At 64.1% G+C, this 15,867-nt stretch carries 16 protein-coding genes; 11 read left to right on the top strand and 5 right to left on the bottom strand.

Going from position 1 to position 15,867, the window contains the following annotated elements:
* Positions 1-42: 42 nt before the first annotated feature.
* Entirely contained in the window at positions 43-660 is a 618-nt protein-coding gene (locus tag ACYVOC_RS04665; RefSeq protein WP_461161023.1) for a lytic transglycosylase domain-containing protein, read from the top strand.
* 84 nt (positions 661-744) lie between these two features.
* A complete protein-coding gene (locus tag ACYVOC_RS04670; protein WP_461161024.1) occupies positions 745-1,845 on the top strand; it encodes an MraY family glycosyltransferase in 1,101 nt (366 codons plus the stop codon).
* A 78-nt stretch (positions 1,846-1,923) separates the two neighbouring features.
* On the opposite strand, the gene ACYVOC_RS04675 is transcribed toward ACYVOC_RS04670, so the two are convergent.
* Genes ACYVOC_RS04675 through ACYVOC_RS04695 form a run of 5 tightly spaced genes read right to left on the bottom strand, consistent with a single transcriptional unit; the run spans position 1,924 to position 7,600 of the window.
* On the bottom strand, positions 1,924-3,771 hold the full coding sequence (locus ACYVOC_RS04675; protein WP_461161025.1) for a nitric oxide reductase activation protein NorD: 1,848 nt from the start codon (positions 3,769-3,771) through the stop codon (positions 1,924-1,926).
* Positions 3,771-4,889 carry a 4Fe-4S binding protein gene (locus ACYVOC_RS04680; RefSeq protein WP_233521051.1) on the bottom strand — a complete coding sequence of 373 codons (1,119 nt, stop codon included), beginning with the start codon at positions 4,887-4,889 and terminating at the stop codon, positions 3,771-3,773. Before ACYVOC_RS04680 ends, ACYVOC_RS04675 begins: the two co-directional genes overlap by 1 nt.
* A complete protein-coding gene (locus tag ACYVOC_RS04685) occupies positions 4,843-5,691 on the bottom strand; it encodes a CbbQ/NirQ/NorQ/GpvN family protein (RefSeq protein WP_116002674.1) in 849 nt (282 codons plus the stop codon). Before ACYVOC_RS04685 ends, ACYVOC_RS04680 begins: the two co-directional genes overlap by 47 nt.
* 2 nt (positions 5,692-5,693) lie before the next feature.
* Complete coding sequence (locus ACYVOC_RS04690) at positions 5,694-7,127, bottom strand: cbb3-type cytochrome c oxidase subunit I (RefSeq protein WP_461161026.1); 1,434 nt, start codon at positions 7,125-7,127, stop codon at positions 5,694-5,696.
* Between the two features lie 47 nt (positions 7,128-7,174).
* Complete coding sequence (locus tag ACYVOC_RS04695; RefSeq protein WP_116002678.1) at positions 7,175-7,600, bottom strand: c-type cytochrome; 426 nt, start codon at positions 7,598-7,600, stop codon at positions 7,175-7,177.
* Positions 7,601-7,794: 194 nt separating this feature from the next.
* Here ACYVOC_RS04695 and ACYVOC_RS04700 point away from each other — a divergent pair, with 194 nt between their 5' ends.
* From ACYVOC_RS04700 to ACYVOC_RS04740, 9 genes are all read left to right on the top strand, one after another.
* Positions 7,795-8,412 carry a cytochrome c oxidase subunit 3 family protein gene (locus tag ACYVOC_RS04700; protein ID WP_461161027.1) on the top strand — a complete coding sequence of 206 codons (618 nt, stop codon included), beginning with the start codon at positions 7,795-7,797 and terminating at the stop codon, positions 8,410-8,412.
* 12 nt (positions 8,413-8,424) lie between these two features.
* Positions 8,425-8,691 (top strand): cytochrome C oxidase subunit IV family protein, encoded by a 267-nt coding sequence (locus ACYVOC_RS04705; RefSeq protein WP_116002682.1) that lies wholly within the window; start codon positions 8,425-8,427, stop codon positions 8,689-8,691.
* A 69-nt stretch (positions 8,692-8,760) separates the two neighbouring features.
* Positions 8,761-9,654, top strand: a complete 894-nt coding sequence (argB, locus tag ACYVOC_RS04710; protein WP_116002684.1) for an acetylglutamate kinase — start codon at positions 8,761-8,763, stop codon at positions 9,652-9,654.
* 192 nt (positions 9,655-9,846) lie between these two features.
* Complete coding sequence (locus ACYVOC_RS04715; protein ID WP_116002686.1) at positions 9,847-10,545, top strand: response regulator; 699 nt, start codon at positions 9,847-9,849, stop codon at positions 10,543-10,545.
* 108 nt (positions 10,546-10,653) lie between these two features.
* Positions 10,654-12,102 carry a sensor histidine kinase gene (locus ACYVOC_RS04720; RefSeq protein ID WP_461161175.1) on the top strand — a complete coding sequence of 483 codons (1,449 nt, stop codon included), beginning with the start codon at positions 10,654-10,656 and terminating at the stop codon, positions 12,100-12,102.
* A gap of 164 nt (positions 12,103-12,266) precedes the next feature.
* Positions 12,267-12,914 carry a nucleoid occlusion factor SlmA gene (gene slmA, locus ACYVOC_RS04725; RefSeq protein ID WP_116002687.1) on the top strand — a complete coding sequence of 216 codons (648 nt, stop codon included), beginning with the start codon at positions 12,267-12,269 and terminating at the stop codon, positions 12,912-12,914.
* Positions 12,915-13,028: 114 nt separating this feature from the next.
* Positions 13,029-13,745, top strand: a complete 717-nt coding sequence (locus ACYVOC_RS04730; RefSeq protein ID WP_116002689.1) for a TetR/AcrR family transcriptional regulator — start codon at positions 13,029-13,031, stop codon at positions 13,743-13,745.
* Between the two features lie 5 nt (positions 13,746-13,750).
* Entirely contained in the window at positions 13,751-15,547 is a 1,797-nt protein-coding gene (locus ACYVOC_RS04735; RefSeq protein WP_461161028.1) for an acyl-CoA dehydrogenase C-terminal domain-containing protein, read from the top strand.
* A gap of 45 nt (positions 15,548-15,592) precedes the next feature.
* The coding region (locus ACYVOC_RS04740) for a DUF2147 domain-containing protein (RefSeq protein ID WP_461161029.1) at positions 15,593-15,867 on the top strand (275 nt) is incomplete at its 3' end.

The raw sequence follows: 15,867 nt of genomic DNA on the forward strand, positions 1-15,867 counted from the left end.
TGGCTGGCGTTGCGGCGACGGGTTGCGAATCGGCATGGACGGATGTTTCTTTGCCTCGCTCTATGCAGCCCGCAAGCTGCATTGGCCGATGCTGTCTGGCAGTTTGTGGACCGCGACGGCGTGGTGCACATGGGCAACGCCGCACCACCGCAGTCCAGGGGACTGGTCTGGATTGGTCAGCTGCCGCTGGCACGAGCGGGCCAGGCGCCAGAGCGGGGCGTGGGTGCGCTCAGGTTGCCTGGTTACAAGGATGCGAAGCCCCATCTGGAAGCGGCGGCGCTGTCTGCGGCGATTGATCCTGCGCTGGTCATTGCGGTGGCTGCAGCAGAATCTGCATTCAACACCGAGGCCGTATCGCGCAAGGGGGCCTTGGGGCTCATGCAGGTGATGCCGGCCACTGCCGAGCGCTATGGGGTTGCCGCCCACTCTACTGCGGAAGGCCGCAGGGCGATGATGGAACCCAAGGTGAATGCGCAGATTGGCAGCCGTTATCTGGCGGATTTACTGCGCCTGTTCGATGGGGACAAGGAACTGGCACTGGCGGCATACAACGCCGGAGAGGGGGCTGTGATGAAGTACGGCAAGCGAATCCCTCCCTATCCTGAGACCCAGCAGTATGTGGAGCGAGTGATGCGGTTTTACCGCACGCTTGCCCGGTGATGTGATGCTTGTGGACAGCAACCAGCATTCTGAGCCAGCGGTTTGTACTGGATTGCGGTGTCTTGAAGGTACCATCGGCGTCTCATGATTCTGTTGTCCGTGGTGGCGTTTTTCGTAGCAGCGCTGGCTGCGGGGTTCATCGTGCGGTGGATGCGCAGCCATGCTGCTGCGTATGGCAACAGCATGCCGCAGCGGTTCCATTTTGGGGATGTGCCCCGGCTCGGCGGTGCGGCGGTGCTGCTGGGCCTGGGGGCGAGCTGGACATTGGGCATGGTGCAGACCTGGCAAGGCGATCCGGCGTCGCTGGGGCTGGGGGCGTGGGTGGGGGCGTGGCTGCTGGTGCTGCTGCCCTCGGCGGCTGGGGGCATTGCCGAGGACATGACGCAGCGCCTGACGGTGCGCTACCGGCTGGCCTTCACGGCGGCTTCGGGGGTGCTGGCCGTGGCTTTGCTGGGTTTGGCAGTGCCGCGGCTGGATCTGCCCTGGCTCGATATGCTGCTGGCGAATGTGCCCTGGATCGGGTTTGCCATTGCACTGCTGGCGGTGGCGGGGCTGCCCCATGCATTCAACATCATTGATGGCTACAACGGGCTGGCGGGCATGGTGGCGCTGATTGTGTGCCTGGCGCTGGCCCATGTGGCATTGCAGGTGGGCGACCGGGCGCTGGCGGCGCTGCTGGTGTCCACGGCGGCGGCCACGGCGGGGTTTTTGGTGTGGAATTACCCGCGTGGCATGTTGTTTGCCGGGGATGGTGGAGCCTACGTTTGGGGCGTGGTAATTGCGTTGGCCAGTGTTTCGCTGGTGCAGCGCAATGTGCTGGTGTCGCCCTGGTTTCCGCTGCTGTTGCTGATCTACCCGGTCTGGGAGACCGTGTTTTCCATCTACCGCAAGTTGGCGCGTGGCGTGTCGCCGGGCGTGGCCGATGCGCTGCATTTCCACCAGCTGATCTACCGGCGTATCGTGCGCAGCGTGTTCCATGACGACGAGTCGCGCCGCATGCTGATGCGCAATAACCGCACCTCGCCTTATCTGTGGGGCTTTACCTTGCTCACCGTCGTGCCGGCGGTGCTCTTCTGGAACAACACACCCGTGCTGATGGTGTTTTGCGCGCTGTTTGTGGTGAGCTATGTGGCGGCGTACCTGGCCATTGTGCGTTTCAAGGTGCCGACCTGGTTGCGCCGCTAAAGATAAAAATTAAGTGTTTTTGGCCTCTAGCGATTATCCAGTAAGCGCTGCAAGCTATTTATTTGGTAGCATTTTGGTTTAACGCGCCAACGTGATCCAGGCCTGCGTGAGCCTGCGTGTCAGCTCTTGTGGCTGGCGCACCAGGGCGTAACCGTTGCTGCCGAACAGCATGGGCAGGTAATCGTGCGCTTCGTGGTCGATGGTGACGCAGAACGGCGTAAGGCCTGCGTCACGCGCCTCCTGGATGGCGTGGCGGGTGTCTTCCAGGCCATAGCGGCCTTCGTAAATGTCGAGGTCGTTGGGTTTGCCGTCGGTCAGCACCAGCAGCAGGCGCTGGCGCTCGGGGCGGGCGGCGAGGCGCCGGGTGGCATCGCGCACGGCCGCGCCCATGCGGGTGTAGAAGCCGGGCTTGAGGGCGCCAACCCGTGCGCGCACCGGCTCGCCCCAGCGCTCGCCAAACCCCTTGATGTGCTGGATGCGCACGTGCTGGCGGCGCACCGAGCTGAATCCCAGCATTTCAAACGCATCGCCAGTGGCTGCAAGCGCCTCACCAAACACATACAGCGCATCACGGATGACGTCGATCACGCGGGCGTCTGACGTGGCGTAGGCGTCGGTGGAGAGCGACAGGTCGGCCAGCAGCAAGGTCGCCAGGCTGCGCTCGCCGCGCTCGCGGCGGGTGTAGATGGGCGGTGCGTCGCTGTGCTGCACACCGCCGCGCGCCTCTGTCTGGAAGCGCACCCAGGCGTCCAGGTCGAGTTCGTCGCCGCTGTGCTGGGCCTTGATGTTGCGCGGTGCGGCGCGCAGCACTTCAAGGCGGCGGCGCACGCGGTGGGCCGTGGCGCGCAGGTGCGGCGATGGCACGAAAGGCGCTTGCGGCTGGGTGACCAGGCATTGCACCGCGCAGTGGTCGGGCAGCAGGGCGCGGCGGCGCCAGTCCCATTCAGGGGTTTTGCGACCGGGGCCGAGGGGGCGGTCGTCGGCGCTGGCGCTGGGCAGGTCAAGGTCGAACTTGACGCGCGAGGCCGTGGTTTGCTTGCCGCGCGCCAGCGTGAGCGTATCCATATCGTCAGCGGCGGCCTGGGCGTTGGGGTCGGGTTCGTCGTCGCTGCCGCGTGCCAGGCGAACGAATTCGCTCCAGGTGGTGATGGATTCTGTTTTGGGTGCCACGAGCAGGGGGTTGCGCTCCTCACCCGTGTCGGCACGCTTGGCGCGGCGGCGGCGCTTGCTGGCCTCGTCCTGCGCGGTGGGGTCTTGCTCGATGTCGGGGTCTGGGCCGTCGCTTGCTGTGCTGGTTGAAATGGGCGTGGCTTCGATCTGTGCCGGTGCGTCAGCGGCCAGCCAGAGCCACACAGGCGCCACTTGCCCAGGCTGCACGAACAGGGCGCCGTGGTCTTCTCCGCGCAGGGCGGCTTGTACCGCGGCTTCAAACGGTACAGCCGCAGCGCGCAGGCTGGAAAGCGCCGGGCGCTGTGCCAGGTGGGCTGTTACCAGTGCGGCGTGGCGGCTGCGCAGGCCGGCAAAGCGTTGCAGGGCGCGGCTGCTGGCGGCGCGGTTGTCGGCAATCCAGTCGCCCGTGGGTTCAAACACGGCGGCCAGTGCCGCCAGCCACAAATAAAGGTCGTGGTTGAGTGCGTGCTGGTTGAATACGCCGATTTCGGGCGGTAGCGCCAGCACCTCGGGATCGAGGCGGCTTTGTGCGCTGCGCTGGTTGCTGCCGGCGACGCGCTCCAGGAAGCGCCGCGCGCCGCCATGGCGCGAGGCTGCAGCGGGCGCTACGCGCACCGCAGGGTCGCCGCCGCCTGCGCGGTAGAGCAGGGCGATGCTGCGCTGCATATCGGCCAGCAATACACGCTCGGCGTTGGGCGGTGCGGCTGCGATGCGGGTGATGGCCTTGTGCCACCACTGGCCTACCCATTCTTCCATCAGTGAATCCCCTCGCGTTTTTGGCGCAGGGTTTCACGCACGGCGTCCAGGCCCACTTTCCACTCCAGCGTGGGGGTGCGCCCCTGATCGGTCTGGGTGGCGTCGCAGGCGTCAAGGCACTGGCCGCACTGCACGCAGGCAAACATCATGCGTTTGATGTTGCGTGGGTTCAGGCGCATGGGGCAGGCATGGTCGCAGGCGCTGCCGCTGGGCACCGGCCGTTGACCGAGAGGATGGGGTTGCGCGCGTGGCGTTTCCGCGGACAGCGTTTTCGAGCGGCTGGTGGGCATGACTTCACAGGTCTTGCATTCGCGCGCGCGGCTGCGGGTGAACGACACCACCATGGCTTTGGGGTTGGCCATCCAGGCCAGGCTTTGGAACAGGCCCACAGCGCAGCCGTAGCGGCAGAACAGATGCCGTGCCAGGGTGAATTCGAGGGTGAAGACGAGCGTTCCCACACCGAGAAAGCGCGCCTGGTTGGGGCTCAAAGTGCCGTGCACCAGGTTGCCCCAAATCTCGGCGGGAGGCAGCAGGTAGGTGAGCAGCGTGATGGCCCAGACGAAGCCAAACACCAGGCATGCGGCCAGGAAGACGGGCCACCAGCGTTTGTCGGCGCTGCGGCCCGGGCGGGGCGTGGGGGATTTGTCCCACACGCTGAGCTTGCCGGTGGCGCGGTGCAGCAGGTCGTTGAGGGTCTCAACGAGCGAAAAATGGGGGCACAGCCAGCCGCAGTACAGGCGCCCGTAGTGGTACGCCACCGCCAGGAAGCCGATGACCAGCGATAACACGGGCAGGATGCCGCGCCAGACAATGGACCAGGCGGTCTGTGCTGCGGTGGCCTCGCCACGCACAAAGGCGTCGATGCCCAGCGACCAGCGGAAACCGAGCACCCACAGCTGAGTTTCATTCAAATCAAAGCGCAGCAGGTTGAGTGCCGGCGCGAGCAGGAAAACAGCAAAAAACGACAGCTGTAACCACCGGCGACGGCGCTGCAGCACCTGGGTGTGTGCCAGGGGGGCCTGCGCTGCATTGCCCGTGCCGCATGCGGCGGCACTGGCGCAGCTGGAGCAATCAGTCCCCATCACCCACCACGGCGCGTACCACTTCGTCGAGCGCACGCAGCGTATCGTGATCGTCGCTCAGGGCATCGACCACGGCGGCGCGGCAGGCGTCAACCAGAGGGAGGCCCGACGCCACGAGGCGCGCGGCCATCACCAGCAAGCGGGTACTGGCCGTTTCTTCGAGGTCGTGGTCGGTGAGGCGGCGCAGCGCCTGGGCCAGTTGCACCAGGCGGGCGGCAATCTCGGGCGTGGCGCGGCCTTCGCGCTCGAGGATGGCGCGCTCGACCGTGGGTTCGGGGTAATCCAGCGTGAGCGCGATGAAGCGCTGGCGCGTGCTGGGCTTGAGACCCTTGAGCAGGTTCTGGTAGCCCGGGTTGTACGAGATGACGAGCATGAACTCTGGCGGCGCGGCGATGAGTTCGCCTGTGCGCTCAATGGGCAGTACGCGCCGGTCGTCGGCCAGCGGGTGCAGCACCACGGTGGTGTCCTTGCGCGCTTCTACCACCTCGTCCAGGTAAAGAATGGCGCCTTCCCGCACGGCGCGTGTCAGCGGGCCATCGGCCCAGACGGTATTGCCATGGCCGATCAGATGGCGTCCGACCAGGTCGGCTGCGCTCAGATCGTCATGGCAGGAAACGGTGATGAGCGGGCGCGCCAGGCGCGCCGCCATGTGCTCCACGAACCGCGTTTTACCGCAGCCCGTGGGGCCCTTGATCAGCAGCGGGAGCTGCTGGGCGAAGCAGTGCTCGAACAGCGCGCACTCACCCGCCTGTGCGGCATACCAGGGCACCGAGGCCCCGCCTGCCACCCGTTGGGGGGCGGCAGGCGCCGACACGAAGGCTTGTTCGGCGCTGTTCATGTTCAGGCCCTTTGCATGCGGCTGCCGGGGATGGCAGCCACTTCTTGCTCATTGGCGGCAGGGCCAATGAAGAAGCTCGACAGATAGGTGACCAGGCCCACAAGGAACATCACGCCACCGAACACGCGCACCCAGTAGAAGAACACCAGCTGGTCCTGCGTGGCCATGAAGGACATCGCCGTGCCAGAAGCAGGCATGCGTTGCAACCAGACCTGCAAGATGCCTGCGCCGCTCAGGGCCAGCACCATGACGGCCATGCCGATGCTCATGATCCAGAAGCTCCACATTTCGAAGCGCTGGGCGCGCATGGGGTTGGCTTCGCGACCGCGCATCAACGGCATTGCGTAGCTGATGATGGCGAGCACCACCAGCACGTAGGCACCGTAGAAGGCCAGGTGGCCGTGCGCTGCAGTGACTTGCGAACCGTGCGTGTAGTAGTTGACCCAGCTCAGGGTATGGATGAAGCCCCAGACGCCGGCGCCCAGGAAGGCGATGACGGCAGTACCCACGGCCCACAGTACGGCGGCCTGGTTGGGGTGTTCGCGGCGGCGGCGCTGCACCATGTTGAACGCGAACAGCGTCATCATGAAGAACGGGATGGGTTCGAGCGCAGAGAACACGCCGCCCACCCAGTGCCAGTAGCCTGGCAGGCCGATGAAGTAGAAGTGGTGACCGGTACCCAGGATGCCCGAGATCAGCGCGAAGGCGACGATCATGTACATCCATTTGTCGATCACTTCACGGTCCACACCGGTCGTCTTGATGAGCACGAAGGCCAGCAGCGAGGCCATGATGAGTTCCCAGGTGCCTTCCACCCACAGGTGCACCACGAACCACCAGTACATCTTGTCGCGCACCAGGTTGCTGGGGTTGACAAAGCTGAACAGGAACATCAGCGCCAGGCCCCACAGGCCGAGCAGCAGCACCAGGCTGATGGCGGTCTTGCGGCCCTTGAGCACGGTCATGCTGATGTTGAACAGAAAGCCCAGGCAGACCACCACGATGCCAATTTTGGTCGGCAGGGGTTGCTCCAGGAACTCGCGGCCCATGGTGGCCAGCAGGTCGTTGCCGGTCCATTCGGCCAGCGATGCGTAGGGCACCAACAGATAGCCCAGGATGGTTGCCACGCCGGCGGCGAGGAACACCCAGAACAGGATCTTGGCGAAGAGCGGGCTCCAGAGCTCGGTTTCGCTCTCTTCGGGCACCATGAAGTAGGCGGCGCCCATGAAGCCGAACAGCAGCCAGACGATCAGCAGGTTGGTATGCACCATCCGCGCGATGTTGAACGGGATGTAGGGGAAGAACAGATCGCCAATGACGTACTGCAGGCCCAGCGTGATGCCGAAGAGGATCTGGCCCGTAAAGAGGCACAGGGCCGCAATGAAGTACAGCTTGGAGACCGCTTGCGACTGGTATTTAAGCGTTGGAATATTCATGTTTGAATCCTTGAAGGGAGGGTGGGCGGCGGGTGGGATAGCCGCGCTCAACCTTCAATGTTGGGTGGCCACTTCTCGGTGTTGATGCCGTTTGTCCAGCGCAGGAACTCGACCAGGTCGTCAAGTTGCGCGTCGCTGAAGTCGAAGTTGGGCATCTGGCGGCGGCCGGGCGTGTTGGACGGCATGGCCTTGATCCAGCCCTTGATGAAATCGGGACCGCGGCGTTCGTATACGTTGCCCAGTTCAGGAGCGAAATACGCACCTTCGCCCAGCAGCGTGTGGCAGCCGATGCAGTTGCGCGTTTCCCACAGGTGTTTGCCGCGCACGACGGACTCTGTGATCTCACCCGACTTCGAGCGCTCGGGAATCTTGGTTTCGGTGTGGAAGATCAGCGCGGCAAACAGCAGTACGAAGAACATCGTGCCGCCGTAGAAGATATTGCGCGCCATCTGGCTGGTGAAGCCTTGGCTCATGGGGTTCCTTATGGAGTTGCGATGAATACAGGTTGAACATTACCGGGATAACCCTCGGTGTGGTTGACTATAATCAATAAGATGAATTTTACGTGACTCTTTTTAGCGACGCCTCGCTCGCCACAGTTGTTGCGTCGCACAATCTCCTGCAGGTAGGCCCCATGGCCGTTTGTAGGTTGCACGGCACTGAAACCATGACTTCTACTGTTTCTTCGACTTCCGATCATCTGTTGCTTAAAACCGACACCATCGCAGGCCCGCGACTGCGCGGTGACCTGGGCGTGTGGTTTGTCATCCTGCTGGAACTGCTGACTTTCGCCATCCTGTTCGTTGCCTACGCCTTTGCGCGCAACCGCGAGCCTGCCCTGTTCCAGGCGGGGCAGGCCACGCTGGACCTGCATTCGGGCGCGCTCAACACGGTGTTGCTGATCACGGGCAGCTGGTGTGTGGCGCGCGCCGTGCAGGCGGTGCGGCGCGATGCCGTGCAGGCCGGGGCGCGTTGGCTGGTGGGTTCCCTGGTCTGTGGCGCTGGCTTTGTGGTGGTCAAGTTGGCCGAATACGCGGGCAAGGCGCAGGCCTGGGCGGACATGGGTGACGACGACACTTTTTATATGCTGTATTTCATCCTCACGGGCTTCCACTTCCTGCACGTGGTGGTCGGTATGCTGGCCATCGCCTACCTGTGGTGGCGCACCCGGCGCGGCGCCTACGGTCGCCACGACTGCCATGCCCTGGAGACCGGCGCGGCCTTCTGGCACATGGTCGATCTGTTGTGGATCGTGCTGTTCCCGCTGGTCTATGTGCTGCGCTGAAAGGGTCTGAATATGCATGAATCACGACTGAACCGCGCCTGGCTGCTGCTGCTGGCCATCACGGGTGTGACCTTCTGGATGGGCGAGAGCGGGTCTTCGGTGGGCAGCCTGGCGGTGGCACTGGCGGTGCTGGGGCAGGCCTTCGTCAAGGGCCTGGTGGTAGCGCTGGAGTTTCTGGAGTTGCGCGAAGCGCCCGCGCTCTGGCGCTGGCTGATTGCTGGCTGGCTGGTGCTGGTGCTGGGTTTGATTGTGCTGGCGTATGCGCTGGGCCTGCCATGAACCTGCGCGCCTGAGGCCCACCGGGGGAATACGGCACAATTTGCGCATTACTGCTCACGCCCTTGTGCCATGACCGACACCCTTCATTCGATTGCTCCACGCGACAAGGCCGAAATCCTGGCCCAGGCGCTGCCCTATATCCGCAAGTTCCATGGCAAGACCATGGTCATCAAATATGGTGGCAATGCCATGACGGACCCGGCCCTGCAGCAGGATTTTGCCGAGGACGTCGTGCTGCTCAAGCTCGTGGGCATGAACCCGGTGGTGGTGCACGGCGGTGGGCCGCAGATTGAGACGGCCCTCAAGCGCCTGGGCAAGAAAGGCGAATTCATCCAGGGCATGCGCGTGACCGATGCCGAGACCATGGAGGTGGTCGAATGGGTGCTGGCCGGCGAGGTGCAGCAGGACATCGTGGGCCTGATCAACCAGGCCGGCGGCAAGGCCGTGGGTCTGACGGGCCGTGACGGCGGCATGATCCGGGCGCGCAAGCTCAAGATGCTCGACAACAAGAACCCCGAGGTCGAACACGACGTGGGCCAGGTGGGCGACATCGTGTCGATCGACCCGAGCGTGGTCAAGGCGCTGCAGGACGATGCCTTCATCCCCGTCATCAGCCCCATCGGCTTTGGCGAGAACAACGAGAGCTACAACATCAACGCCGACGTGGTGGCGAGCAAGCTGGCCGAGGTGCTCAAGGCCGAAAAGCTCATGCTGCTGACCAACACCCCGGGCGTGCTGGACAAGGCGGGCAACCTGCTGACCGACCTGACGGCGCGCCGTATCGACGAGCTGTTCGCCGACGGCACGATCTCGGGCGGCATGCTGCCCAAGATCGCGGGCGCGCTGGACGCCGCCAAGGCCGGGGTGAACGCGGTGCACATCATCGACGGCCGCGTGCCGCATGCCATGCTGCTGGAAATCCTGACCGATCAGGCCTACGGCACCATGATCCGAAGCCATTGATGAGCACCCCCCTGAGTCGCTGCGCGCCTTCCCCCCTCTCTTGCATTGCTGCGCAATGCGGAGGGGGGACACCGCCAGCGCGGCGGGGCGGCCCTTGCGCGGCGGTTGCTGGCCTGGGCCGCGCGCAATGCAAGCGCTGTACCTGTTGCATGGGCCACATCAATGCGCCTCATTAAACGCAGGGGATGAACCATGCGCCTCCTTTTGGTCGAAGATGACATCATGGTCGCCAGCGGCATCAAGCTGGGCTTGACCGACGCCGGTTACGCGGTGGACTGGGTGGGCAGCGGTGAGCGGGCCGAAGAAGTGCTCCAGCGGGAGACTTTTGATGTGGCGGTGGTGGATATCGGTCTGCCTGGCATGGACGGTCTGGAACTGACGCGCCGCCTGCGCCGCCCGGAGATGGCCAGCCGCGACATGCCGGTGCTGATCTTGACGGCGCGCGACGCCCTGCAGGACCGCGTGCAGGGCCTGGACCTGGGCGCGGACGACTACATGGTCAAGCCGTTCGAGTTGCCCGAACTGTTGGCCCGGTTGCGGGCGCTGCTGCGGCGCTCGCAGGCGGCCACCACGGCTGTACTGGGTTTTGGGCCGCTGGAGCTTGACACCGCCAACCGCCAGGTGAGCATCCGCCCTGCGGCGGACGCTGCCTTGCTGCCCATCGACCTGGGGCCGCGTGAATGGACGGTGCTCGAATACCTCATGATCCATGCGCCCAAACCTGCCAGCAAAGACAAGCTGCTGCAGGCGCTGACCGGCTGGGACAAGGAAATCACCCCCAACGCGGTGGAGGTGTACGTCTCGCGCCTGCGCGGCAAGCTCGAACCCCATGGCGTGGGATTGCGTTCCATCCGGGGGTTTGGCTACCGGCTGGAACTGCTGGGCGTCTGAACGCCGAGTGACTTGCGCCATGGCTGTGTGTGCACCGACTGCACTGTGCCTGCACTGCAGCGGAGATCGGAAAACACGATGACCATGCTGCGCCCCCGCTTGCGGGCCATGACCTCCGATTTGCGCAACCGCCTCTTGCTGTTGCTGGTGCTGCCCTTGTGCGCACTGGCGCTGTTGGGGGCGTGGATGGATTACCGCTCGGCCGATGAGGCCGCCGCGCGGCACGACCAGCGCCTGGTACGCCTGCTGCCGGCGCTGGCCGATTCGGTGCTGTCCGCCGGGGCGGCCCAAGGCGACCTTCCGGTCTGGTTGCCCGCGCCGCTCGTGGAAGATTTCTTGCGCCAAAGCAACTACACCAGCTTCAGCGTGCGCGATCTGTCGGGCCGTTTGTTGCTGGGCGACGAGTGGGTGCATGGTGCGGTGCCGGCCACACTGGATCCGGAATTCCAGAGTGTGGAATTCAGTGGTGTGACCTACCGTGTCGCGGTTCAGCGCGGGCGCACCGGGGCGGGCGAACTGGTGGTGGCCCTGGCCGATGGCACCGATCCGCGCCAGCAGTGGGCGCAGCACCTGTTGTTGCGGGTACTGCTGCCCAATCTGGTGCTGGTGGCAGCGGCAGGGCTGGCGATCCATTGGGCGGTGCGCCGGGCGTTCAAGCCGCTGCTGGACCTGGCGGCCACGGTGGAGCGGCGCTCACCCCGTGACCTCAGTGCCATCGACGAAGCGGCGTCGCCGTCTGAAGTGCGGCCTCTGGTGCACTCGCTCAACCGGCTTTTCGTTCTGGTGAATGCGCAGGCCGAAAGCCAGCGCCGCTTTGTGGCCGATGCCGCGCACCAACTGCGCACCCCCCTGGCGGGTCTGCAGGCCCAGGTGGAGGCCTGGGCCATGCTGGCGCGCTCCAGTGCGAAAACCATCGATGGCGCACCGGAATCACAGTCAAATATGCCTTCAGGGCAAGATAGTAAAGCGATGCCAGCTATTACATTAGGAGCAACTGAAATCGAAAAACTGCGCGATGCCACGCGCCGCACCTCGCAACTGGCGCACCAGTTGCTGGCGCTCTCACGCGCCGATGCCCGCAGCCTGGACGGCCAGACCATGCAGCGCGTGGATCTGCAGGACCTGTGCGAGACCATGTTGGAGATGTTTCTCGACGCCGCCACTGGCAAGGGCATCGACCTGGGGTTGGAGGCCGAGCCAGCCCATGTCATGGGACATGCCTGGCTGCTGCGCGAACTGTTGTCGAACCTGGTGGACAACGCCATCAAGTACACGCCCCCCGGGGGTAGCGTCACCATTCGCTGCGGGACTCTATCGGGGCTGCAGGGTAGTTTGCGCGCCGCCTTGCAGGTGGAGGATGACGGCCCCGGGGTGCCAGCGGCTGAACGCTCGCGGGTACTGGAGCGCTTTTACCGGGTGCAGGGAACGGTGGGCCAGGGCACCGGTCTGGGCTTGCCCATTGCCGATGAAATCGCCCGTGCCCATGGGGCCCTGCTCACGCTGGCAGACGGCAGCAATGGCCGGGGCTTGTTGGTGGTGCTGCTGTTTCCTGCCTGACACGCAGTCTGATTCCCTTTCTAAACCATCCGTGCCGTTGTTGCTTTGCCTTGCCTTGCCGTGCTACAGCACTGTTTGCGGCTTTGCGCCGGACCCGAATGGTTTGGAAACCCCATGAGAGGGGGAGGGGCTGTGCGAGAATCAATTGCACACATTTCGCCGCCATGACTGAGCAAGCACCCACTTCGTCCCAAGTCCCCGCCCCCACGGAGCGCAAACGCGCACGACCTGGTGAGCGGCGCGAGCAGATTTTGCAGGCGCTGGCGGCCATGCTCGAACAGCCTGGGGCGGAGCGCATCACCACTGCGGCGCTGGCATCGCGCCTGGGGGTGAGCGAGGCGGCGCTGTACCGCCACTTTGCCAGCAAGGCACAAATGTTCGAAGCGCTGATCGATTTCATCGAGCAGGCGGTGTTCACCCGCATGGCGCAGATTCTGGAGAGTGGCTCTCCGGAAGGTGTGCCGCCCGAAGAAGGGGCCCGCCAGGCCCAGCGTGTGGTGGCGCTGGTGCTGCAGTTTGGCGAACGCAACCCAGGCCTGGTGCGTGTGATGGTGGGTGATGCCCTGGTGCTCGAGCATGAGCGCCTGCAAGCGCGCATGAACCAGTTTTTTGATCGCATCGAGTCCAGCCTGCGCCAATGCCTGCGTCCGGCCGCTGGCGCTGCGGGCTCGGCCACCCCGAGCGTGGATGCGCAGGTGGCGGCCAGTGTGCTGACGGCTTTCCTGCAGGGCCGGTTGCAGCGTTTTGCGCGCTCCGGTTTGCGGCGCCTGCCGACAGAGCACCTCGAAGCAAGCCTTGCATTGATGCTCTGACCTGCGCACGCCCCGTGCGGAAAGTTTGGGGGCGGCTCTCTATTTTTGGTGCCGGACTGGGCATGTCGGTGAATTTGCTGCAGAATAGAACGATCGTTCGTTTTTGTGAGCCCCATGTCCGCACCCCCTTCTTCCAGTCCGGCGTCCCGCGTACCCCGCACACCCCGTGCGCGCAGCGGTGGTGCCCGCGCTCTGCAAAAAGGGCAACAAACCAAGGCGGCCATCATCGATGCGGCCCTGGGACAGGCGACGCACATTGGTCTGGAGGGCTTGTCCATCGGCGCATTGGCCGAGGTGATGGGCATGAGCAAGTCGGGCGTGTTCGCACACTTTGGCTCGCGCGAAGAACTCCAGGTTTCGGTGATCCGCGAATACCACCACTGCTTTGAGCAGGAGGTTTTCTTTCCTGCCATGGCGGCGCCGCGCGGTGTGGCACGGTTGCGCGCCCTGTTCGACAACTGGATGAAGCGCACCTCCATCGAGATCGACTCGGGCTGCATCTACATCAGCGGCGCCATCGAGTTTGACGACCGCACTGGTCCAGTGCGCGATGCCCTGGCGCATTCGGTGCTGACCTGGCATGCCGCCATGAAGCGCGCCATCCTGCAGGCCAAGGAATTGGGCGAGCTCAACGCCGATGTGGTGGAAGACCAGATGCTGTTCGAGATCCATGGGCTCATCCTGGCGCTGCACTACGAGGCACGATTTTTGAAGAACCCCGGTTCCATCGCGAAGGCGTTGGCCGGTTTTGACAACATCCTTGCCCGCTTCAGCGCTCAGGCGCAGCAGGCGGGCCATTCCTCTGTTTCTACCCAAACCACCAAGGAGTAAAACCCATGCCCACGTACACACCGCCCCTGCGCGACATGCAGTTTGTGTTGCACGAAGTGTTCAAGGTTGCTGACGACCTCAAGCAAATCCCCAAGCACGCCGACATGGATGCCGACACCATCAATGCCGTTCTGGAAGAGGGTGGAAAGTTTGCCGCCGAGGTGACGTTCCCGCTGAACATCAGCGGCGATGCCGAGGGCTGCACGATTGACCAGGCCACCCATGCAGTGACCACGCCCAAGGGCTTCAAGGAAGCCTACGCACAGTATGTCGAGGGCGGCTGGGCGGCGCTGGGTTGTGCTCCCGAATTCGGCGGCCAGGGCCTGCCTTTCGTGGTCAACACCATGTTCTACGAAATGCTCAACAGCGCCAACCAGGCCTGGACCATGTACCCCGGCCTGACCCATGGCGCCTACGCTGCCCTGGAAACCCACGGCACGCCCGAGCAAAAGGCCACCTATCTGCCCAAGATGACCAGCGGCGAGTGGACGGGCTCCATGTGCCTGACAGAAGCCCACTGCGGTACCGACCTGGGCCTGATGCGCACCAAGGCCGAGCCCCAGGCAGACGGCACCTACAAGATCACCGGCAACAAGATTTTCATCAGCGCCGGTGAGCACGACATGGCCGAGAACATCATCCACCTGGTGCTGGCCCGCCTGCCCGATGCGCCCCCCGGCATCAAGGGCATCAGCCTGTTCATCGTGCCCAAGTTCCATGTGAACAAAGACGGCTCCGTCGGCGAGCGCAATGGTATTTACTGCGGCGGCCTGGAGCACAAGATGGGCATCAAGGCCAGCGCCACCTGCCAGATGGTGCTCGAAGACGCTGTCGGCACCCTGGTGGGCCAGCCGCACAAGGGCATGCAGGGCATGTTCGTGATGATGAACGCCGCACGCCTGGGCGTGGGCAACCAGTCGCTGGGCCTGACCGAAGTGGCCTACCAGAATGCCCTGGCCTACGCCAAGGACCGCCTGCAGATGCGCAGCCTCTCAGGCACCAAGGCCAAGGACAAGCCGGCCGACCCCATCATCGTGCACCCCGACGTGCGCAAGATGCTGCTCACCGCCAAGGCCTACGCCGAAGGCGGCCGCGCGCTGCAGATCTTCTGCGCCATGCTGCTGGAAAAAGAGCACAACCACCCCGATGAAAAGACCCGCAAGGACGCCGGCGAACTGCTGGCCCTGCTGACCCCCATCGCCAAGGCCTTCCTGACCGACAACGGCCACACCGCCACCAACGCCTGCATGCAGGTATTTGGCGGCCACGGCTTCATCAAGGAATGGGGCATGGAGCAGTTCGTGCGCGACAACCGCATCAACATGATCTATGAAGGTACCAACACCATCCAGTCGCTGGACCTGCTGGGCCGCAAGATTCTGGGCAACAACGGCGCCACGCTCAAGAAGTTTGGCAAGCTCGTCGGCGCGCTGGTGCAGGAAGAAGGCGTGAACGAGAAGATGGCCGAGTTCATCAATCCCGTGGCCTATCTGGCCGACCAGATGACCAAGTTCACGACCGAGCTGGGCTTTCGGGGCATGCAGAACCCCGACGAAGTGGGTGCTGCCGCCGTGGACTACCTGCGCGTGGCCGGTCACCTGGTGTTTGGCTACTTCTTCGCCCGCATGGCCCAGGTGGCGCTGCGCGAAATCGCTGCAGGCAACCAGGACCCTTTCTACCAGGCCAAGCTGCAGACGGCGCGTTTTTACTTTGCCAAGCTGTTCCCTGAAACGGCGACACTGATGCGCACCGCGCGCACTGGCGCCAAGGTGCTGATGGACACGGATCTGGCGCTGGCCTGATCCGGTGATTTTGCGGATTTCAAGTCTTTTAACTCTGGAGTGCCCATGAATAAAGCGCTAGCAGCTATTGTTTTTGCAGTGATTGCCGCCCCGACGTGGGCCCAGATGACGCCCGAAGGTCTGTGGCGCAACATCGACGACAAGACTGGCGAGGCCAAGGCGGAAATCCGTATCAAGGACAACGGCGCGGGCGCCCTCAATGGGGTGCTCGAAAAGCGCCTGGCCAAGGACGCCAAGCCCGAAGACCTGTGCAAGGAGTGCAGCGACGACCGCAAGGACAAACCGCTGCTGGGCCTGGAGATCATCCGCAACGCCAAAAA

The sequence above is a fragment of the Simplicispira piscis genome, from assembly GCF_054783455.1.

What these genes read in the sequence shown, in the direction of transcription:
- ACYVOC_RS04670 (WP_461161024.1), top strand. Translation starts at nt 745, where the DNA reads ATGATTCTGTTGTCCGTGGTGGCGTTTTTCGTAGCAGCGCTGGCTGCG.
- ACYVOC_RS04705 (WP_116002682.1), top strand. Translation starts at nt 8,425, where the DNA reads ATGCATGAATCACGACTGAACCGCGCCTGGCTGCTGCTGCTGGCCATC.
- ACYVOC_RS04695 (WP_116002678.1), bottom strand. Translation starts at nt 7,600, where the DNA reads ATGAGCCAAGGCTTCACCAGCCAGATGGCGCGCAATATCTTCTACGGC.
- ACYVOC_RS04735 (WP_461161028.1), top strand. Translation starts at nt 13,751, where the DNA reads ATGCCCACGTACACACCGCCCCTGCGCGACATGCAGTTTGTGTTGCAC.
- ACYVOC_RS04690 (WP_461161026.1), bottom strand. Translation starts at nt 7,127, where the DNA reads ATGAATATTCCAACGCTTAAATACCAGTCGCAAGCGGTCTCCAAGCTG.
- ACYVOC_RS04720 (WP_461161175.1), top strand. Translation starts at nt 10,654, where the DNA reads ATGACCTCCGATTTGCGCAACCGCCTCTTGCTGTTGCTGGTGCTGCCC.
- ACYVOC_RS04675 (WP_461161025.1), bottom strand. Translation starts at nt 3,771, where the DNA reads ATGGAAGAATGGGTAGGCCAGTGGTGGCACAAGGCCATCACCCGCATC.
- slmA (WP_116002687.1), top strand. Translation starts at nt 12,267, where the DNA reads ATGACTGAGCAAGCACCCACTTCGTCCCAAGTCCCCGCCCCCACGGAG.
- argB (WP_116002684.1), top strand. Translation starts at nt 8,761, where the DNA reads ATGACCGACACCCTTCATTCGATTGCTCCACGCGACAAGGCCGAAATC.
- ACYVOC_RS04700 (WP_461161027.1), top strand. Translation starts at nt 7,795, where the DNA reads ATGACTTCTACTGTTTCTTCGACTTCCGATCATCTGTTGCTTAAAACC.
- ACYVOC_RS04685 (WP_116002674.1), bottom strand. Translation starts at nt 5,691, where the DNA reads ATGAACAGCGCCGAACAAGCCTTCGTGTCGGCGCCTGCCGCCCCCCAA.
- ACYVOC_RS04715 (WP_116002686.1), top strand. Translation starts at nt 9,847, where the DNA reads ATGCGCCTCCTTTTGGTCGAAGATGACATCATGGTCGCCAGCGGCATC.
- ACYVOC_RS04730 (WP_116002689.1), top strand. Translation starts at nt 13,029, where the DNA reads ATGTCCGCACCCCCTTCTTCCAGTCCGGCGTCCCGCGTACCCCGCACA.
- ACYVOC_RS04665 (WP_461161023.1), top strand. Translation starts at nt 43, where the DNA reads ATGTTTCTTTGCCTCGCTCTATGCAGCCCGCAAGCTGCATTGGCCGAT.